General features: G+C 68.3%; 19 protein-coding genes. 7 read left to right on the forward strand and 12 right to left on the reverse strand.

Annotated elements, in window-relative coordinates:
- Positions 1–43 precede the first annotated feature (43 nt).
- The 4 genes from ACFW6D_RS11505 to ACFW6D_RS11520 all read right to left on the reverse strand — a co-directional run bounded on the left by ACFW6D_RS11505 (position 44) and on the right by ACFW6D_RS11520 (position 4,632).
- Positions 44–1,060: a glycosyltransferase gene (locus ACFW6D_RS11505; protein WP_379327202.1), complete on the reverse strand. Its 1,017-nt coding sequence runs from the start codon at positions 1,058–1,060 to the stop codon at positions 44–46.
- Positions 1,057–2,316 (reverse strand): oligosaccharide flippase family protein, encoded by a 1,260-nt coding sequence (locus ACFW6D_RS11510; RefSeq protein WP_379327562.1) that lies wholly within the window; start codon positions 2,314–2,316, stop codon positions 1,057–1,059. The genes ACFW6D_RS11505 and ACFW6D_RS11510 overlap by 4 nt, the downstream gene beginning before the upstream one ends.
- Positions 2,317–2,437: 121 nt before the next feature.
- Entirely contained in the window at positions 2,438–3,574 is a 1,137-nt protein-coding gene (locus ACFW6D_RS11515; protein WP_379327204.1) for a glycosyltransferase family 4 protein, read from the reverse strand.
- A complete protein-coding gene (locus tag ACFW6D_RS11520) occupies positions 3,571–4,632 on the reverse strand; it encodes a glycosyltransferase family 4 protein (protein ID WP_379327206.1) in 1,062 nt (353 codons plus the stop codon). The genes ACFW6D_RS11515 and ACFW6D_RS11520 overlap by 4 nt, the downstream gene beginning before the upstream one ends.
- 222 nt (positions 4,633–4,854) lie before the next feature.
- Here ACFW6D_RS11520 and ACFW6D_RS11525 point away from each other — a divergent pair, with 222 nt between their 5' ends.
- Complete coding sequence (locus ACFW6D_RS11525) at positions 4,855–5,682, forward strand: glycosyltransferase family 2 protein (protein WP_379327208.1); 828 nt, start codon at positions 4,855–4,857, stop codon at positions 5,680–5,682.
- Positions 5,683–5,734: 52 nt separating this feature from the next.
- On the opposite strand, the gene ACFW6D_RS11530 is transcribed toward ACFW6D_RS11525, so the two are convergent.
- From ACFW6D_RS11530 to ACFW6D_RS11540, 3 genes are read right to left on the reverse strand one after another with little or no spacing between them, the layout of a single operon-like run.
- A complete protein-coding gene (locus ACFW6D_RS11530; RefSeq protein WP_379327210.1) occupies positions 5,735–7,066 on the reverse strand; it encodes a condensation domain-containing protein in 1,332 nt (443 codons plus the stop codon).
- Positions 7,047–8,501 carry a condensation domain-containing protein gene (locus ACFW6D_RS11535; RefSeq protein WP_379327212.1) on the reverse strand — a complete coding sequence of 485 codons (1,455 nt, stop codon included), beginning with the start codon at positions 8,499–8,501 and terminating at the stop codon, positions 7,047–7,049. Before ACFW6D_RS11535 ends, ACFW6D_RS11530 begins: the two co-directional genes overlap by 20 nt.
- Positions 8,502–8,509: 8 nt before the next feature.
- On the reverse strand, positions 8,510–9,955 hold the full coding sequence (locus ACFW6D_RS11540) for a condensation domain-containing protein (RefSeq protein WP_379327214.1): 1,446 nt from the start codon (positions 9,953–9,955) through the stop codon (positions 8,510–8,512).
- Between the two features lie 419 nt (positions 9,956–10,374).
- Here ACFW6D_RS11540 and ACFW6D_RS11545 point away from each other — a divergent pair, with 419 nt between their 5' ends.
- Positions 10,375–11,337, forward strand: a complete 963-nt coding sequence (locus ACFW6D_RS11545) for an ATP-binding cassette domain-containing protein (protein ID WP_379327216.1) — start codon at positions 10,375–10,377, stop codon at positions 11,335–11,337.
- Positions 11,334–12,137 (forward strand): ABC transporter permease, encoded by an 804-nt coding sequence (locus ACFW6D_RS11550; RefSeq protein WP_379327218.1) that lies wholly within the window; start codon positions 11,334–11,336, stop codon positions 12,135–12,137. The genes ACFW6D_RS11545 and ACFW6D_RS11550 overlap by 4 nt, the downstream gene beginning before the upstream one ends.
- 6 nt (positions 12,138–12,143) lie before the next feature.
- On the opposite strand, the gene ACFW6D_RS11555 is transcribed toward ACFW6D_RS11550, so the two are convergent.
- Together ACFW6D_RS11555 and ACFW6D_RS11560 are read right to left on the reverse strand one after the other, a co-directional pair.
- A complete protein-coding gene (locus ACFW6D_RS11555) occupies positions 12,144–12,998 on the reverse strand; it encodes a glycosyltransferase family 2 protein (protein ID WP_379327220.1) in 855 nt (284 codons plus the stop codon).
- On the reverse strand, positions 12,995–14,287 hold the full coding sequence (locus ACFW6D_RS11560) for a glycosyltransferase (RefSeq protein ID WP_379327222.1): 1,293 nt from the start codon (positions 14,285–14,287) through the stop codon (positions 12,995–12,997). The genes ACFW6D_RS11555 and ACFW6D_RS11560 overlap by 4 nt, the downstream gene beginning before the upstream one ends.
- A 153-nt stretch (positions 14,288–14,440) precedes the next feature.
- Between ACFW6D_RS11560 and ACFW6D_RS11565 the strand changes: the two genes are divergently transcribed.
- Genes ACFW6D_RS11565 through ACFW6D_RS11575 form a run of 3 tightly spaced genes read left to right on the forward strand, consistent with a single transcriptional unit; the run spans position 14,441 to position 18,563 of the window.
- The gene (locus tag ACFW6D_RS11565) at positions 14,441–15,718 is read left to right on the forward strand and encodes a glycosyltransferase (protein ID WP_379327224.1); all 1,278 of its coding nucleotides are present in this window, start codon (positions 14,441–14,443) and stop codon (positions 15,716–15,718) included.
- The gene (locus ACFW6D_RS11570) at positions 15,718–17,178 is read left to right on the forward strand and encodes a hypothetical protein (RefSeq protein ID WP_379327226.1); all 1,461 of its coding nucleotides are present in this window, start codon (positions 15,718–15,720) and stop codon (positions 17,176–17,178) included. The genes ACFW6D_RS11565 and ACFW6D_RS11570 overlap by 1 nt, the downstream gene beginning before the upstream one ends.
- A 59-nt stretch (positions 17,179–17,237) precedes the next feature.
- Positions 17,238–18,563, forward strand: coding sequence for a hypothetical protein (locus ACFW6D_RS11575; protein WP_379327228.1), 1,326 nt, complete (start codon positions 17,238–17,240; stop codon positions 18,561–18,563).
- Between the two features lie 19 nt (positions 18,564–18,582).
- Here the strand turns inward: ACFW6D_RS11575 and ACFW6D_RS11580 are convergent, their stop codons facing one another.
- Together ACFW6D_RS11580 and ACFW6D_RS11585 are read right to left on the reverse strand one after the other, a co-directional pair.
- The gene (locus ACFW6D_RS11580; protein WP_379327230.1) at positions 18,583–19,215 is read right to left on the reverse strand and encodes an MspA family porin; all 633 of its coding nucleotides are present in this window, start codon (positions 19,213–19,215) and stop codon (positions 18,583–18,585) included.
- A 216-nt stretch (positions 19,216–19,431) separates the two neighbouring features.
- Complete coding sequence (locus ACFW6D_RS11585; RefSeq protein ID WP_379327232.1) at positions 19,432–20,517, reverse strand: methyltransferase domain-containing protein; 1,086 nt, start codon at positions 20,515–20,517, stop codon at positions 19,432–19,434.
- 14 nt (positions 20,518–20,531) lie between these two features.
- Between ACFW6D_RS11585 and rfbC the strand changes: the two genes are divergently transcribed.
- A complete protein-coding gene (gene rfbC / locus ACFW6D_RS11590; RefSeq protein WP_379327234.1) occupies positions 20,532–21,095 on the forward strand; it encodes a dTDP-4-dehydrorhamnose 3,5-epimerase in 564 nt (187 codons plus the stop codon).
- Here the strand turns inward: rfbC and ACFW6D_RS11595 are convergent.
- Positions 21,073–22,107, reverse strand: a complete 1,035-nt coding sequence (locus ACFW6D_RS11595) for an NAD-dependent epimerase/dehydratase family protein (RefSeq protein ID WP_379327564.1) — start codon at positions 22,105–22,107, stop codon at positions 21,073–21,075. The two genes, rfbC and ACFW6D_RS11595, sit on opposite strands and share 23 nt — an antisense overlap.
- Positions 22,108–22,109 lie beyond the last annotated feature (2 nt).

A 22,109-nucleotide genomic window follows, 5' to 3' on the forward strand; every position in this document is an offset into this window, starting at 1 on the left:
ACCAGCAGCGCGGCGGCGACGGCGGAGACAGTGGCGTAGCCGGTCAGGATCTGACCTCCTGCGCCAGCGCCACGATCTCGCGCGCCCGATCCACATAGCGGTGTCCGTCGGCCACGACGCGGCGGTGCCCCGCGGCGGCCACCGCGGCGACCTTGTCCGGCTCCGCCGCGCAGCGATCGAGGATGTCGTGGAGTTCGTCGGTGTCGGAGAACAGGAAGCACTCGGTGGTGTCGTCGAGGAGTTCGGCGTGCTCGTCGGTGCGCTCGCCGACGAAAAGTCCACCGGCAGCGGGCACTTCGAACGTGCGGCAGGTGTGGGTGTCGCGGTTGTCGGAGTTCAGCAGCACCAGATTCGCGCCGACCTGGGCCACGGCGGTCGAGTATTCGGCACCGTAGACGGCACCGCCGACGTGGGCGCCGGTGGCGCGCAGTTCGGGTACCCGCCGCCAACCGGGACCGCGCACGAGCATGCGGTCGCTGTAGCGCTGGGCGAGGGCGACCATCGCGGCGCGGCGGTCGGGGCGGCACACACCGATGAAGCCGACGAGGTAGTCACGTCCGTCGCGCCGGGCGGTGGGGTGATGCCAGGCCGGATCATAGGCGCTGCGCACGAAGCCGACGGCCCGCGCGCCGCGCGCGGTCAACTCGGGCACATTGTGGCGCTTGGTGGTGACCACCAGGTCCCATTCGGCTTCGTGCGCGAGGTAGGAGTCGGTCAGATTTTCCGGGTTCGCCACATCGTCGGCGCTGTAATGCACATGCAGCGCGGCAGGCAGATCGAGCAATCTGCGCTGGTCGAGATGGATTCCCTTGAACACGAACACCATATCGGGATCGAAGGCGCGAGCGCTACGTTCGATCTGCTCGTGTAATGCGCGCACCTGCCACGGCGCCCGCTCTTTGCGGGCTTTGGCGTAGATCCAGGGCGGCGACAAACGAGTCGGGAGCGTGATCGCGGTCGAGTCGACGACGAGCACATCGTGGCCTGCCTGACGGAATCCGTCAGCCAGTGAGCGGGCGTTGCTGCCGATCCAGTCGTCGCCGACGAAGAGGATTTTCATGCGTGCAGGTCCTTGTTGCGACGGTCGCGCAGGACCAGCATCCTGACCCGCGCGAGATACCAAGCGGCGACGGCATATTCGACCAGCACGCTGCCGTAGACGAGAGTGTGGATCGAGCGGGTGTGGAAGGTGAGCCCGAGTGCGCACGCCGCGATGATCGTGCCGATCACGGCGCCGGTGAGCACGCCGAAGGTGTCCTGGCGAACGGGCAGGATCGCGGTGGTGACGAACGAGGTGACCGTGGTGGCGGGCAGGATCAGGATCTCGATCCGCAACAGTGAGGTGGCGCCGAGGAATTCGGTGCCGAAGATCACTTCGATCAGCAAAGGTGCGGTTGCCCACACCAGCGCGCTGACCAGTGCGGCCAGCCCGACACAGGCCGCAAGTACGCGCATGCTGTCGCGCCAGAAGTTGCCGTCGGTGCTGCGCCGCGCCATCCGTGGCAGCAGGGCGAAACCGATGGGGTCGAGCAGCGACTGCAGGGCCCGAACGAGGCGATCGCCCGCGGAGTACAGGCCGAGCGCCGCGGCGTTCAGGACCACCGAGTAGATCGCGGCGGCACCCTGGCCGTAGGTGGTGATCAGTAGACGCGAGGCGAACACCGGCGCGCCCGTACGCAGCAGCTCACCGACATCGCGCGGCCGTGACGGTCGGCCGTACCGGCGGGAGGTGTCGATCCAGGTGGCTACGACCGTCGGTGCCGAGGAGACCAGCAGGCACAGCACCGCCACCTGGGCGCTCGGCACGCGCGGCAGTACCCCGACCAGCAGGGCGAGGTAGCCGAGCCGCCCGATGCCCTGATAGACCGTCGACGCGCCGAAGCGGCCCTGCCCGATCAGCAGCCAGTCCTCCGACATCGACCAGAATCCGCCCGCGAACAGCCCGAGCAGGATCATCTGCACCGGCTCGGGCACCCGCACGGCCAGTCCGACACCGAGTGCCAGTCCGAGGATCAGCAGCAGGCTCAGCCGCACGGCGAGGTAATCGCCGCGCAACTGGTTGATGGCCGCGAACCGAGCTCCGGGGCTCTCCTCGGCGTCGGGGACGCGCGCGGCCATGAACGAGGTGATGCCGAGGTCGACGATGAGCGAGCCGATGAAATAGGCCGACATCGCCATCGCGAGCAGTCCGAGACCGTGCGCGCCGAGCACCCGGGCGATCAGCGGCACCGTGATGAAGGTGACGAGGTACTGCCCGTATTTGCCGAAGCTGACGAACCCGATGTCGCGCAGTACAGCCAGGGGCCCGGACTTGATGTGCTTGCCACCGCCACCGGTCCCGCGGTCGTCATCGGGTCGGCGGTGCGCGCCGGGTTCGCGGACTGCCTGCACGTGCGGGAAGACGTCGGTGGTGACGGTGGCGAGGTAGCGATCGTGCTCAGTCACCGCGGGTCACCATGGTGTCGAGGAAGTCGGCGACGGTGCGAGCGCTGACGTGGATGTCGAACTCTTGTGCGCGGTCGCGGCCCGCCACGGCAAGGCGTGCGCGGTCGGCGGGGTCGGCGAGGAGGGTGTCGAGTGCGGCGGTGAGGGCGGCGACGTCGCCACCGGGTACGAGCAGGCCGTCGACGCCGGTGTGGATGATCTCGGCGGGACCGCCCGGTGTCGCAGCGATCACCGCGCAGCCCGCGGCCATGCCTTCGACGACGACCTGTCCGAAGGGTTCCGGCAGGACCGAGCAGTGCACGAGAATGTCTGCGGTATCGAGATATTCGGCGGGGTCGTCGACGTGGCCGGTGAATTCGGCGGCCACCCCCAACTCGGCCGCGAGTTTCTCCAGCTCGGCGCGATACGGTTGCTCGCCGAAGAATGTGCCGCCCACGAGGATTACCCGGGCAGGTCGGACCCGCAGCGCAGCAACCGCGCGTAAGAAGACGTCCTGGCCTTTCCATGGGCTGAGGCGGCCGACCACAATGACGACTGTCTGCGAGGCCGGTCGGGTGCGCGGATCCACTTGCACTGCAGGCAGTTCGACGCCCGGGTAGGCGATCGCGGTCGGCAGACTCGTAGGCAGGGTGGCGGCGGTTGCGTGGCTGTTGGCCAGCTGTCCGCGGCACACGAGCCGGGCCAGCACACGGATCGCCAGGGCGGGAATCTTGCCGAAGTAGTCGGGGGAGACGCGGTCGTGGACCTGCCACACCAGGGGAACGCGCGCGCGGCGGGCAGCGACGGCACCGAGGACCAGCGCTTTGGTGCTCTCGGCGACGACGACCTGAGCGCGGGTCTGTTTCACTACCGCGCCGACGGCCCATCCCAACCGCAGCAGGGCTAGGAATCCGGTGATCAGGCCGATCACGCCGGTGCCGATCCGCATGGCGCGTGAGTCGAATTGTCCTGAGACAACATGGGTTTCGATGTCACGTGACCGTGTTCGGGCCACCATCGGGCCGTCCTCGGTGTAGATCATCGTCACCTGATAGCGGCCCGTCGCGCGCAAGGCATCGAGCAGTCGCAGGGTGGCGAGTTCGGCGCCCGACGGTGCCGCGGTGTGCGCGAGGAAGACAGCTCGGGTCATCGCAGGTCCCGATACAGGGCCGCGTGCCGGTCCGCGGCGACGTCCCAGGTGAAGGTTTCCGCGTGTGCGCGGCAGGCAGTCGGGTCGGGGACGGTGCCGTCGAGCGCGGCGACGAGCCGAGTGGCGAGCGCGTCGGGTTCGCCTGCGGGGACGACGAGGGTGGGGTCGAGACCGCGCACCGCGTCCGGCAGGCCGCCGCAGTCGGTGACGATCGGCGCGCGGCCCGCCGCCAGGGACTCCAGGGCGATCAGGCCGAAACCTTCCAGCGCGACCGTCGGCACCACCGACACGGTGGCCTCGGCGTAGAGCTGGGTGAGCTGGTCGTCGCTGACCCGGCCGGTGAACTGGACGGTGCCGGTGAGCCCGGCCGCCTCGGCCCGCAGATCCGCTTCGGCGGTGCCGGTGCCGACAATGACGAGCCGCGCGTCCGGGTGCGCGGTCAGTACCTGCGTCCAGGCTCGCAACAGCACGTCGATGCCCATGCGCCGCTCGAGTCTGCGTACGCACAGCACAGTTCGGGTCGCGGCGGTGGTGTCGAGCGGGGCGGCGCGGAATCGGTCCAGATCGACACCGGGCGGGATGATCGAGATCCGGTCTGCGGGGACGTGGTAGTCGCGTTCGAGCACGTCACGGAAGTGCCCGGACAGCACGATGAACCGGTCGGCACCCCGATAACGCAGCCGCTCGAACAGGTATTTGGCCCGCACGGCACGGGCCGATTCACCTGCCATCGCGCTCTCCTGCGCCCACGGGCCGTGGAAGTGGACGACCAGCGGCAGCTTCGAGGTCGCGGTCCGGGCTAGGGGTCCGTACAGGCAGAAGTGCCGGTCCAGGACGGTGCCGGGCGCCAGTTCGGCGCGCGCGAGCAGTGCCGTGCGGGTGCGGTGCAGTGTCGAACCGCCCGTGGGTCCCCACGATCCGGCGCGCGCGTCGTCGGCGGCACCGAACGCGGCCGCGGTCACCGCTATCTCCGGCTGCCGCGCGAGTGCTCGATACAGATCGGTGAAATAGCGGTTGAGTCCGCCGGGTGTGGCGCCGAACCATTCCGATCCGGTCATGTGCACACCAACCATTGCGGTCGCAGTCGTCAACCTCCGCACCCTTCATCATGTGTCCCGCGAAGTGCATCCCGACCGGCGAATTCGCTATCAGCCCACAGTCTAGGGGAGTGCGCAGGTTTGGGCCTACCGGGCGCCGGGTATGGGAGGTGGGGTAGATTTTCGTCACAGGGGATTGCGGGGGTGCGTTCAGGGCACGCCCCAGTGACAGAGAGTGCGACGATGGTTTCCGCGTTGACGGTGTGTGTGCCTGCCTACGATGCCGAGCGGACGCTCGCGGTGACGCTGGAATCGGTGCTGGCTTCCGACGCGGACTTCGAACTGCTCGTGCTCGACAATGCCAGCGCCGACCGCACCGGTGAGATTGCCCGCGCCACCGGCGATCCTCGGGTTCGGGTGTTGCGCAACGAATCCGTGCTGCCGATCGGGGCCAACTGGGACCGGGTGATCCGGGCCGCGTCGGGTGAACTGGTGAAAGTGGTGTGCGCCGACGACATTCTGCGCCCCGGCGCGCTCACCGAGCAGTTGGCCCTGATGGCCGACCCGTCGGTCGCGATCTGCGCGGGGCGCTTCGATGTGATCGACGAGCAGGGCGGTTTGCTCGAAACAGACCTCGGCCTGCCCGGATTGCTCGGCCGCCGCACGCCACGGGAATTGGCCAAGGTCATCGTGCGGCGCGGTCCGGCCGAGTTCGGGCCGACCGCCGCGGCGATGTTCCGGCTCGCCGACTACAAGCGGGTCGGCGGTCTGCGCCCCGACCTGGTGTTCCCGATGGATGTCGACCTGTTCGCCCGCGTGTCGACGGGCGGTCATTTCGTCGGCATGGACCGCATCGTCGCCGCTTGGCGCAACTCCTCGTTCAACCTGTGCAGCCGCACCACGACCAGGTCCAAACTGACCGACATGTACCGGTTCCACCACCGCATCGCCACCGACTACCCCGAATTGGTCACGCGCGCCGACGTTTTCACCGGCGATCTGCGTCTGGTCGGCCAGATCGTGGAACGGGTGCGGGTTCGGACGCTCGGCGCTGTGCGGCCCGGCGCCTAGGCGTACCTCCGGCCTTCGCTCCGGCCGGGCGCGGCTGATGAACGCTGTCGCATCAGGCGTTGGTCCGCACCTGCGCACACTGTGTCCGCAGCACCCCTTCGACATCGTCGACGAACGCGCGCACGACGGTGTGGGCGGTCGGAGTCGCCGGGTAGCGGGCCCGCAGCGCCAAGCCTTCGTCGCTGCGGGACAGCCACAGTTGGACGTCGTCCGCGGATCCGGTGTTGGAGATGTGGGTCGCGTTGACGGCGCGGTGGTCGGCGGCGCCGGGAAGCTGCCGGTAGTCGATGTAGGACACCATGAAGATGTCGGCCCGGGACGGACGCAATCCGCCCAGTGCGCTGAGGACTTCGGCGAGCGGAGCGGTGCCGAGTTCGATCGCCGCACGAACGGATTTCTGAGCGTGGCGGACGGAGTCGGCGTAGTCGTGCATCGCCTCCACGGCGACCGGTGCGTTGGTAGTGAACCAGCCGACGGCGTTGTGCCACCGGGGTTCTCGACGGGTGTGCAGGGGGAACAGCATGCGCAGCCGTTTACCGCCGCCTGCCCTGGCGACGCCGTGCGCCAGTGCCGCCAATGCACCGGCGAAGAGTCCCGCATCGTGTGCGCGACAGAAACTCTCGAAACTCTCCGTGGCCTCGGCCGAGAGCAGTCGGCGCAACTCGACGGCCTGCGGTGCACGCTCTCCTGGCTCGAGGCCGAGATCGAGCGGGAACGACGGCGGGACAACGCCCTGGTCGCCGAAGAACTCGCGCCAACCGTCCACGCGAGGGTCATCAGGTCCGAGTTCGACCGAGGTTGCGCAGTATTCGAGGAAATCGCCCGTGGCAGGCAATGTCTCGGGTTCGCAACCGTGGTAGAGCAACCGCAGATCGTCGATGATGACGGCGATCGAATACGCGTCGACGTAGGCATGATCGAAGGCGCACACGATCGTGGAGGTGTGGGGCCGATCGATCGCCGCGAGGAGGTACGCGCGCGCGGCGAACGGCGCGCATCGCAGGTCACTGTGGTGGCGCAGTGCCTCGCGCAGTGCGGTGGCGGATCCGTGCGCGACATCGGGTTGCGGATCCAGTCGGCTCGGCACCGGGCGCAAGAACCGGCGTGGGCCCGACGGCGTCATGGTGAACGAACTGCGCAAGGTGCCGTGGCGGGCGATCAACCCGCGATAGGCGACGGTGAGCCGGTCGCGATCGAGGGGCCCCGCGACATCGAAAGCCGCTGCCAACCAGATGCTTCCGGACTCCGCGCCCGCGAGATGCACCAGTTGGTTGAACGACGGCGGGATCGGTGACTCGACCGCCCCGGCGTCATCGGCGGGGACAGTCCAGTGCACAAAGGTGCCCGGTTCAGGTGCGTAGCGATCAATCGTGGTGACGTGCAAGCGCCACCTCCCGATCGGCGGCGATCGAATAGTCTCCCTCCGCTGCGACGGTGGCGAACACAGTGCGCAGGTGGGCGTGGTAGCGCGCGAGCTGCCGCTGGGCGAAGGCTGTCGACGGACTCTGGCAGCCCAGATAGAGGTGGTTGGCATCGCGGTTGAACCACATCGACGCGTTGGCAGTCTCGCCCTCGCCGGTGAACAGCATGCCTCGCTCGTACGGTGCGGTGCCCGCGCCGGGGAATCTACGGAAGTCCATGTAGGACAGCATGTTCGGGCTCGTCAGCACGGCGCTCGGATCGGCGCCGGAGGTGAGGAGCGCCGACAGCACCGAGGACAACGGCGCGCCCGCCAGCCGGATCGCGCGATCGTAGGCCTCATTGGCGCGGGCGACCAACTCGGTGAACGAAGCGCGGTCGTCGACGACGAAGCTCAGCGGCGCGAAATTACACAACCACCCCTGCGACAGCAGGAAATCACCGAGCCCCCTGGTGCTCACCACCGTCATGCCGTAATACTCACGGCGACCGGCTATTTCGAGATCTGTGATGGCTACCGCCGCGAGCACGCCGGCCAGGTACCGTCCACCCGCGGCTCGGCAGATCTGGGCGAAGGCGGCCGAGCCCGTCGCGTCGAGCAGGTCGAATTCGATGGCGTGCATCGGCGCGGTGGTGCCGGGTGCCAGTCCGAGATCGAGCGGAAAGCGGGGCATCGTATTGCCGTGGCGCCGAAAGGTTTCCACCCACTCGACGATCTCGGGACTGGATTCGTCGAAGGAGTGCGCGAGAGCGTGTTCGGCGCGCGCGTAGTCCGGGAACCCGCCGGTCGCAGCGCTCGTGAACGGGCTCAGTGCCCGTCCTGAGTTCTCGTTGGCGTAGAAGTCGAGGATCTCGGTGAGTACCAATGCCTGGGAAGCGCCGTCACTGAGCGCGTGATCGCAGGCGTAGTAGAGGGTGAACGAATCGGCTCCGGCGACGGCGCCGAGAACGAACCCGGGCCACGAGGTCGCCAGCGCCTCCGCCGAGAACCGGGCGAGAGCGTATTCCCGGAATACCTTGCCACCCAGGGTATTACCGACTGTCCGGGGTTCGAAGGCGACATCGTCGGAGTCGATGCTGTGGCGGGTCACCGTGATGCCGTCGGTGGTGAACCAGGTCCGCAGTCCCTCGTGACGGCGTACGAACCGTTGCAGAGCACGACTCATCGCCGCTGCGTCGAGGACCCCGTCGACCTCGGTGCCGACGGCGAGATACGCGGTATGCGGTGCGGCAGTGCGATGTGCGGCCCCGATCCCGCGGATGTGGTTGTCCTGGAGGAACGTGCCGGGGTCCGGGTCGGGGGCAGCGGCACCCGCGGCGTGGAGCGCGGCCCGGGTCGGACGCCATTCCACCAGCTCGCCCGGCGCGGGCTGCCAATTGCGAAGAGCGGTGATGATCATCGCCTGCCTCACCCGGCTGCCGGTGCGACATCGGTGCGTCGAGCGACCAGCGTGCCGTCGGCGGTCATCGTGGACAGCGTCGCGGTGAACGTGTTGATGAAGCGGTGCACATTCGCGGCGGCGATCTCATTGCTGGGAAACCGCGCCGACACGGCGATTCCGCTGGGCGAGCGCACGATCCAGAGGTAGACCTCGTCGTCGGACTGCTCGCCGCTGCGCAACGGTCGCACACCCCATTGCTGCCAGTGCGCGGCATCGGGCACGTAGCGGATATCGACGTAGGACACGACGAACCGCGGCACCTCGGTGCTGCGGAGAAGGGAGGCGATACGCGGAAAGGGGTAGCGGGCCAGTGATTTCGTCGCATGGATGGCCGCCGTGGTGCGCGCGAGCAACTCGTCGAGGGTGTCGGCGCCGGTGTGGTCGATCTCGAGGGGGAGCAGCCCGACATACCAGCCCATGGCATGCGCGTGCTCGGGCGCGGAGCGGGTGTGCACCGGCATCGCGCAGCGCAGTGGTTGCGTGCCGACCAACATCCGGTGGGTCGCGGCGAGCGCGGCGAAGATCGCCGACTGGGTGGAGTGGCCCGCTGCCCGGCTGCGTGAGCGGAGCTGTTCGGCCTGCGGGGCGGTGAGCGCCCAGGACGACAGTCCGCTCTGGTGGCGCGGGGTGTCGACGAAGGGGGCGGCGGGCTCGGTGACTCGCGGTGTGATGGGCAGCGGGAAGGCGGGAAACCGGCCACCTTCGCTGCGCAGGTATCGGCGCCAGTGCTGTACCGCGTGGTGGTCCGCCGTCATCGTCATGCCTACGGCGCGGTCGTCGGCGCCGAAATCGATATAGCTGCCGACCTCGGGCAGTTCGGCGGGTGTACCGGTGAGCACGCTGCGGTAGATGCGCTGAATCTCGCTGATGGCCAACATCATCGAGTAGGCGTCCATCACGGAGTGATCGGCACCGAACACGAGCAGAAATCCGGGTCCGTCGGTGGCGTCGGTGTCGCTGACGGTAGCCAACAGGCAGTGCGGCCACTCGGTGGGCGAGAGCCGGGCCGCGAAGAAGTCGGTGAGGTGCTGATACACCCGGGTACCGGTGCGCAGGTGCCCGACGCGGCGGGCCTGGACCTGTACGTCCGCGGCGCTGCAGGTGAAGCGCGTGAATCCCTCGGCTGTCTCGTCGGTGGCCGCCGTTGTTCGGAAAGCGTCGTGGCGCGCCATCCATCGCAGCAGTGTCGTGCGAACCGCGGCCGCGTCGAAGGGCAGTGGTATCTCGAAGATCGTGCCGAGCCACGAACTCTGGCCCCGGGCGGGCCCACCCGAGCGCACGCAATGTTGCTCGTGCAGATGACTCAAGGCCCGATCGTCCGGCTTCCAGGCGTTTGCCGCGCCGGTGACCGGAATCCATTCGGTGACAGTGCCCGCGGGAAGCGGGTAATCGGCTAGCTCTGTGAATTCCATACGAATCGCCCCAACCATTTTGCTGACCGAAAGCTGAAAACACTGTGAATCCCCATGCTCGCCTGAGGTCGCGGCAACCTCGACGTTGCTCGCACCGACGGCGCCAGCCCATACGGGCATGAAATGAGCGTAAGACCAGCGAGAAAATAGTTCATCCCGGGCATTCGTGGTCTTGGTCACGAATGGTTCCATCTGGGTATATCAGGTGGTCATCGCGATATTCAGCCAGTAGCGGTTGATTTGTTCATTTCGTTCGAATAAATATGTGTGAATACGAGGTTGCGGCGCGCTGTTGGGACCGGGTCGGGCCGGTCGAATTCAGGGTTCGCGGCGGGCGCGGGGTTGCCCGTGCCTTCGCGGAGAACATAAGCTGCCAGCAATTCGCAGTGGTGCGACCGCACTCCCATACCGATGAGGAGATGACGATGGCCGCATTGGAATCGGCGATCGAAACCCGGGGTTTGACCAAATCATTCGGCGCGTTCCGCGCGGTCGACGGAATCGACCTGACGGTGCGGGCGGGCACGGTTTGCGCGGTGCTCGGGCCCAACGGGGCAGGGAAGACGACCACGGTGCGGATGATCGCCACGTTGGTGCGTCCCGATTCGGGCAGTGCCCGCGTCTTCGGTTACGACGTTGTGCGCGACGCGGCCACCGTGCGCTCGCTGATCGGCGTCACCGGCCAGTACGCCTCGGTCGACGAAGACCTCACGGCCCGCGAGAATTTGACGATCTTCGCCCGCCTGCTCGGGCTGTCGGGCGCCGACTCCGGACGTCGCGCCGACGAACTGCTCGACGAATTCGGGCTGCGCGACTCGGCACGACGACCGCTGCGCCACTTCTCGGGCGGTATGCGGCGCAGGCTCGACCTCACCGCCAGCCTGATCGCGCGGCCACCGCTGCTGTTCCTCGACGAACCGACCACCGGCCTCGATCCGCGGACAAGAGCGCAGATGTGGCAGACGGTGCGCGATCTCGTGGCCACGGGCACCACCGTGCTGTTGACCACCCAGTATCTCGACGAAGCCGACGCGCTCGCCGATCACGTCGTGGTGATCGACCACGGGCGGGTCGTGGCCGACGGTACGGCCGACGAACTCAAGACCGCCGTCGGCGCGACGGCGCTGACCCTGCGCGTGGATCGCGCCGACCTGGTCGACGCGACGGCGATCGTGCACCGATTCAGCGGCACCGACTCGATCGTCGCTGCCGAGGAAGGACGTATTCGCGTGAGTTCCACCGACACGAAAGCACTGCCGGAACTGCTGATCGCGCTGCGCGAGGCCGGAATCGAGGTGCGCGAACTCGGTGTCGCGCAACCGAGCCTGGACGAGGTGTTCTTCGCGATCACCGGGGCACACCGCGTGCCGGAGCCGGCATGACGACCGTCGACCGGATCGGCGCACCGCAGCGGGCGCGCCCGATCTCGGTGTCGCAGTCGATCTCTCAGGCGGCGACGATGGCGCGGCGCGGTCTGCTCAAGATCCGCCACAACCCGCAGGAACTGTTCGACGTGATCGCGCTGCCGGTGGTGTTCACGGTGATGTTCTCGAGCATTTTCGGTGGCGCCATCGCGGGCACGGTCTCCGGCTACCTGCCGATCCTCGTTCCCGGTGTGCTCGTACAGGTCGCGGTGGCGGCCTCGGTCAACACCGGGGTGAAGTTGCGCGAGGACATGAACAAGGGTGTCTTCGACCGCTTCCGGGCCTTGCCGATCGCGCGGGTCGCACCGCTGGCCGGCTCACTGCTCGCGGACATGGTGCGCTACGCCGTCGCGACGACGATGACAGTGCTGGTCGGGCTGGCGATGGGCTACCGGCCCGCCAGCGCCGTCGGCATGGTCGTGGCCTGCCTGCTGGTGATGGTGGTGGCGTTCGCGCTGAGCTGGATCTTCGCGCTGATGGGGGTGCTGATGGACAAACCGTCGACGGTGCAGGGCGTGTCGATGCTGGTGTTGATGCCGTTGACGTTCGTGTCGAACGCGCTGGTGCCGGTGGCGACGATGCCGGGGTGGATGCAGGCGTTCGCCCAGGTCAATCCGGTCTCCCACCTGGTGACGGCGGTGCGGGAACTGGCCGACGGTACGTTCGGCCCGCAGATCGGGATCTCCCTGCTCGGCGCGGCGGTGGTGATCGCCGTGCTGGCACCGCTGACCGTGCGCGTGTACATGCGGCGGACCTGAAATTCCTTACGGCGCGACCCGATCGACCGTCTTGCGGAACAGGTTGGCCGGGTCGAACCGGCGCGTCTTCGCGTCGTAGGTGCGCAGCAGAACCAGTCGTGCGGCGTGCACCACGAAGATCGGCGGCAGATACAGCACCACCGCGCCGAGGGCGAGGCCGTAGCGGCGATGCAGGATCAATGTGCGTGGCAGGCAGACCATGTATCGCACGAACGACGGCATGCCGGTCTCCATGCGGCGCGGTGCCACGCCGACGGTGATCGTGGGCAGGAAGGCGTTGCGGCCGCCGATCTCGGTGACGCACAGACCGGTGTCGACATCTTCGAAGATGTCGCGGCGCATGGCAACTCTGTCCCGGATCGCGGCCCAGGTGTCGTGGCGCAGAATCATATTCGAGCCGTACAGCACGGGAACCTGCTTGACCTGGCTCTTGCTCCTGGTCCGCCAGCGTTGCCGCAGTGAGCCGACGGTGTCGCCGTAGGGCAGGTCGTAGGCCTGGCCGCGACCACAGGCCGCCGCCCAGTAGCCGTCCTGGTCCGCGTCGAAGAAGGCGAGGATGCGCTCGGCCCAGTCCGGCGGCACCAGGGTGTCGGCGTCGATGCGGGCGATCAGGTCACCGTGTGCGCTGTCGAGGCCGCGGTTGCGGGCGTGGACCAGGCCCTGTTCGGCCTCGTCGATGAGGCGGATCGCGGGCCATTCCAGGGCGTGCGCGGCGACGATCGCGCGGGTGTCGTCGGTGGAATTGTTGTCGACGACCAGGATTTCGGTGATGTGCTCGCGCTGGTGCGCCAGGCGCCGCAGGCACTCGCCGATGATCTGCTCCTCGTTGTAGGCGGGGATCACCACGGACAGCGTGTTCATCGGATTCCTCCACGGGATGTGCCGGTGTGGACGGGTAGCGCGTCTTCGGCGAGGGTTGCGGCAGTGCGCACGGCCGCCGCCGGCGTAACCATCTTCGAGCCGAGTTCTGATGCTGCAGCGCAACATTCGGGTTCGAGCAAGCAGCGGACGGCATCGGTGAGCGACTCGTTGTCCACCCGTGCCGCGGCAAGGGAGGTGCCGACACCGAGTGCGCGCAGCCTGCGGCCCCACATCGGTTGGTCGGCGCCGAGCCAGCAGGCAAGGGCGGGGATACCCGCGCGCAGTGCCGCGGCCGTGGAACCCGCGCCGCCGTGGTGGACGGCCGCGACACAGCGGGGGAGTACGGCGGCATGGTCGACGGTGCGCACCACACGGACCGTGTCGCCGGTCGCACCTGCCATGAACTCGCTCCATCCGGTGGCGACGAGAAGGCGCAGACCCAGCTCATCGGCGACCTCGGTGAAAGTTCGTGCGAGGCGCTCGGGTTCGACGATCGACATGCTGCCGAATCCGACGTAGAGCGGCGGTTGCCCGGCGGTGAGCCAGTCGTCGAGCTCGGCGCTGTCTTCGGCATCACCGATCGCGGCCCGCGTTGTCGGTGCGAGATCGAGAAAGCCGACGAGCGGTCTGCGGTGGCCCCACTCCTGGGTCAGGCCGGGGAAGAGGAGGGGGTCGTACGCCTGGATCTCCGGAGTGTCGCGGCTGGAGATCCGGCCCGCGGGCGGACTCGACGGGCGGTCGAGGCCGAGGTCTGCGGCGAGTTCGCGCTCCGCCGAACGGGTCGCGAGCCAGGTCACCTGCTCGAGCGCCGCCCAGCTGAGCCGATGCGCGGGCCCTGGCGCGCGGTCGACGGGCAGCAGCGAGGCGACACTGTTGCGCCGCATCGGGCAGTAGTGCACCGGGACATAGGGAATCGCGCGTGCGGTGGCCACGTTCAGCAGTCGTTCCTGCCCGACACTGCCACCGATCACCGCGTCGGCGCCGACCGTGAGATCCATCAGTTCGGATTGCGCGCTGCGACCGTTACGCACGGTGATATCGGCGATCGCGCGCAGTCGGGTCAACGGATTCGCGGATTTGATTCTTGTCGATACCAAATCGGAGTCGAGTAATTCTTTGGTGTCGGCACCGAATTCTTCGGTCGGCACTCCTGTGCGACGACAGAATTCGGTGAGATTCGGCGGCACCGCCATTGTCACGTCGTGGCCACGAGACCGTAATTCCACGCCGAGCGCAAGGCCGGGTTGCACGTCACCGCGGCTGCCGGTGAACGCGAGAACATATTTCATCGAACTCCTCGCAGTACGGCTACCAGAGTCGAGAAGTCCACCGTAACCGGAATATCGCCGGGTTCGCGCGGTGAAGCCGACCCGGGGTGCTACATCTCACAGAAGGCGCGCGGATGCTGGTCCATTGCTGTAGATCTCGCCTACCGTGCTGCTATGTCGAGGTTTCTACTTGCGTTCAACGGAACACGGGGAGATATCCAGCCCGCGGTCGTGATCGGGGCCGAACTGGCGCGCCGTGGCCACGACGTGGTCGTCGGTGCGCCGCCGAATCTGTGCGAATTCGTGGCCGCGGCGGGGTTGTCGGCCGAGCCGTTCGGCTACGACACCCACGCGCACATGAACTCCGAGGTGGTGCGCACGAAGATGCGCACCGGCGGGCCGCGACAACGCTGGCAGGCCTTCACCGAGATCCGCGATCTCGGCTGGTCGCAGGCGGTCTCGGACATGGATCGAATGGCGCCGGGCGCCGATGCGATCCTCACCGGCTTCGTCACCGAGCAGATCGCGGCCGCCTACGCCGAATCCGTTGGCGCGGCATGCATCTCGGTGCACCATGCGCCGATTCGGCCCAACAGCACGGTCTCGCCGGTGCCAGCCGGGCTGTCCGGCCTGCCGCCCGTGCTCAATCGGGCGAGCTGGTGGCTCACCGACACCGCGATGTGGCTGCTGACCCGAGACCGACAGAACACCTTGCGCCGCGAACTCGGCGTCGAGGGCGCGGTGGCGCACTCACCACGTGATCGCCTCGAAATCCAGGCCTACGATCCGCTGCTGTGCCCTGAACTGGTGGCGGAATGGTCCGATGAGCGTCCGTTCGTCGGGTTCCTCGGATTGTCGGGCGAGCAACGCCGTCGAATCGGTGCCGACACCGGTGATTGCGCGCTGATGGAGTGGATCCGAACCGGAACGGCGCCAGTATATTTCGGGTTCGGCAGTATGCCGGTTCCCGACGCCGCGGCGGTGGTCGACGCCATCGTGGCGGCCGGTGAGCGGCTCGGCGTGCGAGCGTTGATCAGCACCGGCTGGTCCGATCTCTCGCCGCCCGACACCGAGAACGTGCGGGTCGTCGGCGCACTCGACCACGATCAGGTCCTGCCGCTGTGTCGCGCCGCGGTGCACCACGGCGGGGCAGGCACCACGGCCGCGGCGCTGCGCGCGGGGATCCCGAGCGTGGTGTGCTGGGTCGGCTCGGATCAGCCGTACTGGGGTGCGCAATGTGTGCGCCACGGTGTCGGCGCGTCGACGCGATTGAAGGGCCTGACGGTCGAGACGCTGCTCGCCGAGCTGACCACGGTGCTCACACCGGCGTGCGCACGACGAGCCGAAGAGCTTGCGGGAGCGCTGATCACGCCCGAAGAGGCGGTCGACCGATGTGCTGATCTCGTCGAGGAATACACCGATTCGAATCTGCGCTCGCGGGCGCGACGCTGATGGCGGCCACGCTGCGAATGCAGCCGGAGGACAGCACGTACTGGCTGGTGCGCGAGGCTTTCGGGTGGTCGGTCGTGCTGCAGATCGTGTGGCGGTTTCCCGCGCACCCGGCTCGGGCCGACCTCGAGCTGTTCAACAAGAGACTGTGCGACGGCGTGCTCAACCGGCGGCTGGTCAGGGCCTCCGTGCCGGTTGCCCGTCACCGCTGGGCGCATGCGGACTTCGCGCCCGAGTTGTCGGTCGATGGAACGCCGATCGCGGGCGACAGCGTCGAAAAGTGGTCCGGGGCAGAGCTTTACAGTGTGCCACTGGACCCGGAGCACGGCCCCGCGTGGCGGCTGCGTGGTGTCGCGGTCGATGACGGCGGTTTCGTCCTGTCGCTGACCGCACTGCACCTCGTCGCCGACGGCCGGACCATGGTCGATGCCGCGATGGATGCCCTGGCAGGCCGTGCCGCCGATCCACTCTCCGGCGCCCACCCGGTGGGTCCACCCGCCGTGAACCGCGAGACGAACCTGTTCGATTCGATCGGCACGGTCCTGCGCGACGTGGTCGACGGTGCGGGCCAGGTCGCCGCCGCGGGGCGCGGCATCGCCTCAGCGGCAGCCACACTCGTCCGCAATCGCGCCGTCGGCCGATCCACGGGCCCGATCACCGAGCAGTCCGCGAGTCCGGTCGGGGAGCGGCGAACCGCAGGCGCAATCGAGGGTCGGCAGATATCGGAGAGGACGACGGTGGAGCGTCCGATCAAGGCCGAAGCGCACCTGCGGTCCCCTCGGGCGCAATGCGCGTGGATGACCGTCAGTGTTGATGTCGCCCACTGGGATTCGATCGCACAGCGGCACGGCGGAACTGCCAACACCCTGTTCATCGCAGTACTGGCCGGTGCACTGCGCGCGTCCGGTTACGCCGACGGCGGACCACTGAAACTGGGCATTCCGGTGAGCAGGCGCACCGAGGACGACGACCGTGGCAACGCGACCGCGGGCGTGTCTGTGCTGCTCACCGACGAGCTGGTCACCGGGGGAGACCTCGGTCCGCTGCGTCGGCTGTGCAAGGAGGCGTTCACGCGGTTGTCGGCGGGGCAGCGGGCCGCGCACGTTCACCTGCTGCCGCTGGTGTCGCTGTTGCCGACGTCGCTGGTGGTTCGTGCGGCCACCGCGGGCTCGGGGATGCCGGACGCGGTGGCGTCCAACCTCGGTGACTTCGCCGGCGACCTGCGCGAGGTCGGCGGTGTTCGCGCCGAAGCCGTCGCGTTCCGCGGCATCGCGCAGGGCGTCGACCCCGACCTGACATACCGGTTCGGCGACGGACTGCAATCCTGGGCGATCCGGTCGGGCGAGACCATGACATTCTCGGTCGCGGCATTCGACGAGGAACGCTTCCCCGATGCCGAAGAGCTCCGCAGGCTACTGTCCGGCGAACTCGACGGCTGGGGCATCGAACACCGGATGTGGTGAATGTCGCTATCGCGCTTCGCCGAGATGCGGGACCTCCGCCGCGTGGTTAGCCTGACGAAATGAACCGTGTTGCAGGTGCGGACGAGTCATATCTCCTGGCGCAAGACCTCTTCGGATGGTCGGCGCCCATCCAATACGCCTGGGTGTTCGGCAGCGAACCCGAACGCGCGGAGCTCGAACGATTCGGTGCTCAGCTGGCTGCCGGATCGTTGAGCCGCAAGGTGATTCGCGCCGTCGTACCCTTCGCGCGACACCGGTGGGTGCGCTCCCCACATCCACCCGTGCTGCGCATCGAGGCCGACCCGATCGCCGATGACGAGATCGGCGCGTGGGCCGACCGCACCCTGCGCACCGCTGACCTCGACCCCGCCGGTGGCCGGGGATGGCAGCTGATCGGGGTGAGCACCATGTCGGGCAAGTTCGTCCTCTCGCTGCTGATCTCGCACATGGTCGCAGACGGCCAGGGGCTCTACAACGCCCTGGCGGCGGCGCACGCGGGCAGCTCGGCGAGCACTCTGCCCACCGAATCCGCGGTGCTGGCCACGCCCCGGTGGCGGGCCGACGCGAAGGACGCCCTCGCTCAACTCGGCGCGGCGGCATCGGCCGCCCGGGTGATCGGCACCGAGCTGTGGCGCACCCGCAACGACCGTCCCGTCACCGCCACCCGCGTCCCGCGCACCATCGACGTGAGCACCGACGGCCCCGACACCACGCTGGCGATCGTCGACATCGACCGCGCCCGCTGGGCCGAGCAGGCGAAGCAGTTCGACGGCACCGGCAACACACTGTTCACCGCGGTACTCGGCGGCCTCGTGCAACGATCCGGTTATCCCGTCGGGCCCGACGGGCTGCGTGTCTGTATCGCCGTGAGCAACCGGGAGGCGGGCGACGAGCGCGCCAACGCCTCCGGCGGGGTGTGGATCCGGGTGCCCGACGAGATCACGCCGGAAACGGGCCTGCGGGGGATCAGGGCGCTGAGCAAAGAGGCCTTCACCCGCTACGCCACCTCGGGTCAGGACAAGCTGACCGACAATCTCCAGCCGGTCGTTCGACTGTTGCCCGACGTCGTGATCAAAAAGATGATGCGCTCGATCGCGGGCCCCGACACCACCGTGTCCAACCTCGGTGCCGCCCCCGACAGCGCCATCGAGATCGGCGGTCGGCGCGCCGAGTCGTTCGCCATTCGCGCGATCATGCAGGGCCGCGACGCCGCCGAGCGCCGTCGCCAAGGTCCCGCCGTCGCTGCGTGGGCCGTCGAATACGACGAGAAGCTGACGATCACGTTCTTCGGGATCCACCCCGAGTACTTCGGTGACGAGGCGAAACTGCGCGCCCATATCGCGGCCGAACTCGACGCGTGGGGCCTGGCCGCCACCCTGTGGTGACGGCCGGGCTACGCGCGGATCAGATCGAGAAGGTCTTGCCGTAGGTGACGACGGTGTCGCCGCCGGAGCCGACGATCTTCACGAACGGGCGGACGTTGGTCTGGCCGAGGACACCGGTGACGGTGCCGTGGAAACCCGAAAGGCGAAGCACGCCTTCGGCTCCCGAGATGTCGCCACCGGCGACCTCGACCTCCTGGATACCGGGGCCGAAGCCGACGGCGACTTCGATGCCCGCTTGGGGGATGAGCCCGTCGATGGTGGCGCTCGGGTCGGAGCCGAGCTCGATTCCGAGGCTCGGCGTCGACCATTCGAACTTCAGCTTGCCGTCGAGGGTGGCGGGGTAGCCGACCTGGTAGCCGACGATGATCTTGCCGGACCACGCCTCGGCCTCGGCGCCGGTGACCCGGTAGGAGGCTGCGCCACTGTGGAACCACTCACGGGTGAGCGGGTTGCCATCGAGGGGTGCGACGAAGTCGACCCTGGTGTCGGACTGGATGGCCTCGACGGTGCGGTTCTTGCCGTCGAGAACAGAACTGCTGCTGTCGATCTCGGCGCCGGCGGAACCGGCTCCCATGGCGAGACCGACGGCGATGGCCGAAGCCATCGCGGCGACGCGAAGCGCGCGCGGACGAAGCACGGTGAATCCCCTCATCAGATTTCTTCCCCTGGATACACGCCCGCAGAACACTGCGTTCGACGCCGCTGGCCCCCTGTGATCCGGGCACCGGCCCAGCGCGACTCTGCGATGGTCCAGCGGTGACCGGAACTCGATCATGGTGCGGCGCTGGGCGATCCGAGTATCCCACGGGATACGATCATGCGCTGATCAACATAAGATCGTCTATGCCACAGCCTTCGCACGCGACTATTACCGGCGTGGGCCCGCCGGGTCGTCGATCATCCAGCGGCCGTCGAGTTCGGGCAGTCCGGCGCTCACTTCGGCGAGCAGGTCGGGCAGCGTCAGCAGGACGACATCGGGGTCGGCGGCGACGAGGTCGGCGGGGGAGATGATCGGCACGTCCGTGCCGGGCATCCGGCAGCCCTGCTTGGCCGGTGAGGCGTCGGCGACTCCGGCGAGCAGTCCTTTGTGCGCGCCCGCCATGCTCAACAGAGCGACAGCCCGCGAGGCGGCACCGTAGGCATAGACCCGATGCCCCTGTGCGGCACCGTCTTCCAGCCACCGACGCAACGCGCCGACATGTTGGTCGACGGTCTCCTGCAGGCCCGCGGCGGCGCTGAGTGCATCGGCCTCGCTCGTGAGAATTCGCTCCAGGGTGGAGTCGGGAGCGTGCTCGCCGTGGCGCACCGCGAGGAGCACGGCCCCGCCGTAGAGGTCGAACTCCCACGCGGTGACAACGCTCATCCCCGCTGCCCGCAGCAGCGTGCGCAGGGTGTCGAGGGAGTAGTACGCGAAGTGCCCGTGCCGCAACGCATTCCACTGTCCTTGCGCGACGATTGTGGCCAGTGAGTGGTACTGCACGAGCAGCACGCCGTCGGGAGCCGTCGCCGCGGCACGCGCCACGAACGCCGCCCGCTGGTCCGGTTCGTGCATGATGCCGAAGCAATCGAGAACCACGTCGGCCGGGCCATCAGCGATCTCGCGGAAACCGTGTCGGTCGAGCAGGGGCAGCCAGGTACCCCCGTGAGGACTGCCGAACTCGGTCACCGTCGAACCGCGCAGGAATCCGGCGTCGTGGACCAGACGCACCGCCTCGGCAGCTTGGTCGCGCAGTGCCTGCGGTTCGATGCCGCGAGGTTCGGCCGTGACGGTGTCGTCGTCGGCGAGCTGGGCCAGCCCGCACGCCACGCACTGGTCCATGCGCAGCGGATGGCCCACTTCGAGGGTCGCGATCGGAGTGTCACGTGGCGGAAAGTGATCGGCCGCGGGCACCGTGCCCAGGTCGAGAAGGGGGGTGAGCGTGGTCTTCGCGCAGCCGCGGCATCGGCGGGTCATGGGAGGATGTCCTCGTGCGTATCGAGCGGACCGAACTGGCCGACGTGGTGGTACTCGTTCCCGAACCGTTCCGGGACGAGCGTGGACTGTTCACCCGTACTTTCGACGCGGGCGAGTTCGACGCCCACCTCGGGGTGCCGGGAGCGGCGGCGACGTTCGTGCAGGATTCGCAGTCGCGGTCGGTGCGCGGGGTGATCCGCGGCATGCACGGGCGGGGCGGGCGCGGTGAGGCCAAGCTGGTGCGCTGCGCACACGGCGCGGTGCACGACGTGCTCGTCGACATCCGCCCGGACTCGCCGACTTTCGGTGCGCGGCAGGCCTTTCGGCTCGACGACGAACAGTTCCATCACCTGTACGTGCCGCCGGGTTTCCTGCACGGATTCCAGGCGCTCACCGAGATCGCCGACGTCTGCTACCGCATCGACCGCCCGCACGATCCGGCCGAGGATCTCGGGGTCGCCTACGACGACCCCGAGCTGTCCATCGACTGGCCGCTGCAAGTCGGCCCGGTCTCCGCGCGGGACGCGCAGGCCGGGAGCTGGGCCGCGCTGCTGGCTAAGCTGAAGCCGACGCACTGATCCGGCGCAGCTGTGCGTCCAGGACCCCGGAATCGCACAGGCCCTGCAGGTGCGGCAGCCGGGTGAACCGGCGGAAGAAGGCGTCCGAGGTGAGCCCGCGCGCGGTGTACTCGGTGAACAGCTCGGCGGCACCCGCGGGCACCGTCCACTGCGCCTCGAAACCGAGAACTTCACGCGCGTAGGAGAAGTCGACCCGGTAGGAGCGCGGGTCGGCGCCGCTCTCGCCGGTGATCAGCAGGGTCGAGCCGGGCACTGCCTCGACCACCGAGGCGGCGATCTCGGCGACGGTGAGGTTGTTGACCTCGGTGCCGATATTGAACGCCCGGCACGAGACGTCGGCCGCCGGTGCGGTGAGGCAGGTGGCGAACGCGGTCGCGATGTCCTGCGCGTGGACGAGGGGCCGCCACGGGGTGCCGTCGGAGAGCACCTTCACCTCGCCGGTGAGCACCGCGTACCCGACCAGGTTGTTGAGCACGATATCGGCGCGCAGGCGCGGCGAGAAGCCGAAAGCTGTTGCGTTGCGCAGAAATACCGGAACGAAGTCGTCGTCGGCCATGGCGGCCACATCGTCTTCGACGCGGACCTTGCTCTCGGCGTACGGGGTGATCGGGCGCAGCGGGGCGTCCTCGGTGACGAGGTCGGCACCGGCGGCGCCGTAGACCGAACACGTCGACGCGTAGAGGAACCGCGAAACGCCGGCCTCCTTGGCGAGGCGGGCCAGCCGCACCGACGCGTGATGATTGATGTCGTAGGTGATCTCCGGCGCCAGCGCACCGAGCGGATCGTTCGACAGCGCCGCCAGGTGGATCACCGCGTCGAAGCCACGTAGCTGCTCGACGGTGACCTCGCGCAGGTCAACCCCCAAACCTTGGGGGTCACCGGCGAATTCGCCGAGCACGCAGTCGGCGAAGTAGCCGATGTCGAGGCCGGTGACCTGATGGCCCGCCGCCCGCAGCACCGGCACCATGACGGTGCCGAGATAGCCCTGATGCCCGGTGACCAGTACCCGCATGT

Source organism: Nocardia sp. NPDC058705, assembly GCF_042749305.1.
GTDB lineage: Bacteria > Actinomycetota > Actinomycetes > Mycobacteriales > Mycobacteriaceae > Nocardia.

Excerpts from the sequence above, each read along its gene's own strand:
- ACFW6D_RS11565 (WP_379327224.1), top strand. The coding sequence starts at position 14,441 with ATGTCGAGGTTTCTACTTGCGTTCAACGGAACACGGGGAGATATCCAG.
- ACFW6D_RS11505 (WP_379327202.1), bottom strand. The coding sequence starts at position 1,060 with ATGAAAATCCTCTTCGTCGGCGACGACTGGATCGGCAGCAACGCCCGC.
- ACFW6D_RS11545 (WP_379327216.1), top strand. The coding sequence starts at position 10,375 with ATGACGATGGCCGCATTGGAATCGGCGATCGAAACCCGGGGTTTGACC.
- ACFW6D_RS11580 (WP_379327230.1), bottom strand. The coding sequence starts at position 19,215 with ATGAGGGGATTCACCGTGCTTCGTCCGCGCGCGCTTCGCGTCGCCGCG.
- ACFW6D_RS11570 (WP_379327226.1), top strand. The coding sequence starts at position 15,718 with ATGGCGGCCACGCTGCGAATGCAGCCGGAGGACAGCACGTACTGGCTG.
- ACFW6D_RS11515 (WP_379327204.1), bottom strand. The coding sequence starts at position 3,574 with ATGACCCGAGCTGTCTTCCTCGCGCACACCGCGGCACCGTCGGGCGCC.
- ACFW6D_RS11575 (WP_379327228.1), top strand. The coding sequence starts at position 17,238 with ATGAACCGTGTTGCAGGTGCGGACGAGTCATATCTCCTGGCGCAAGAC.
- ACFW6D_RS11560 (WP_379327222.1), bottom strand. The coding sequence starts at position 14,287 with ATGAAATATGTTCTCGCGTTCACCGGCAGCCGCGGTGACGTGCAACCC.
- ACFW6D_RS11555 (WP_379327220.1), bottom strand. The coding sequence starts at position 12,998 with ATGAACACGCTGTCCGTGGTGATCCCCGCCTACAACGAGGAGCAGATC.
- ACFW6D_RS11540 (WP_379327214.1), bottom strand. The coding sequence starts at position 9,955 with ATGGAATTCACAGAGCTAGCCGATTACCCGCTTCCCGCGGGCACTGTC.
- ACFW6D_RS11520 (WP_379327206.1), bottom strand. The coding sequence starts at position 4,632 with ATGACCGGATCGGAATGGTTCGGCGCCACACCCGGCGGACTCAACCGC.
- ACFW6D_RS11535 (WP_379327212.1), bottom strand. The coding sequence starts at position 8,501 with ATGATCATCACCGCTCTTCGCAATTGGCAGCCCGCGCCGGGCGAGCTG.
- ACFW6D_RS11585 (WP_379327232.1), bottom strand. The coding sequence starts at position 20,517 with ATGACCCGCCGATGCCGCGGCTGCGCGAAGACCACGCTCACCCCCCTT.
- ACFW6D_RS11550 (WP_379327218.1), top strand. The coding sequence starts at position 11,334 with ATGACGACCGTCGACCGGATCGGCGCACCGCAGCGGGCGCGCCCGATC.
- ACFW6D_RS11595 (WP_379327564.1), bottom strand. The coding sequence starts at position 22,107 with ATGCGGGTACTGGTCACCGGGCATCAGGGCTATCTCGGCACCGTCATG.
- ACFW6D_RS11525 (WP_379327208.1), top strand. The coding sequence starts at position 4,855 with ATGGTTTCCGCGTTGACGGTGTGTGTGCCTGCCTACGATGCCGAGCGG.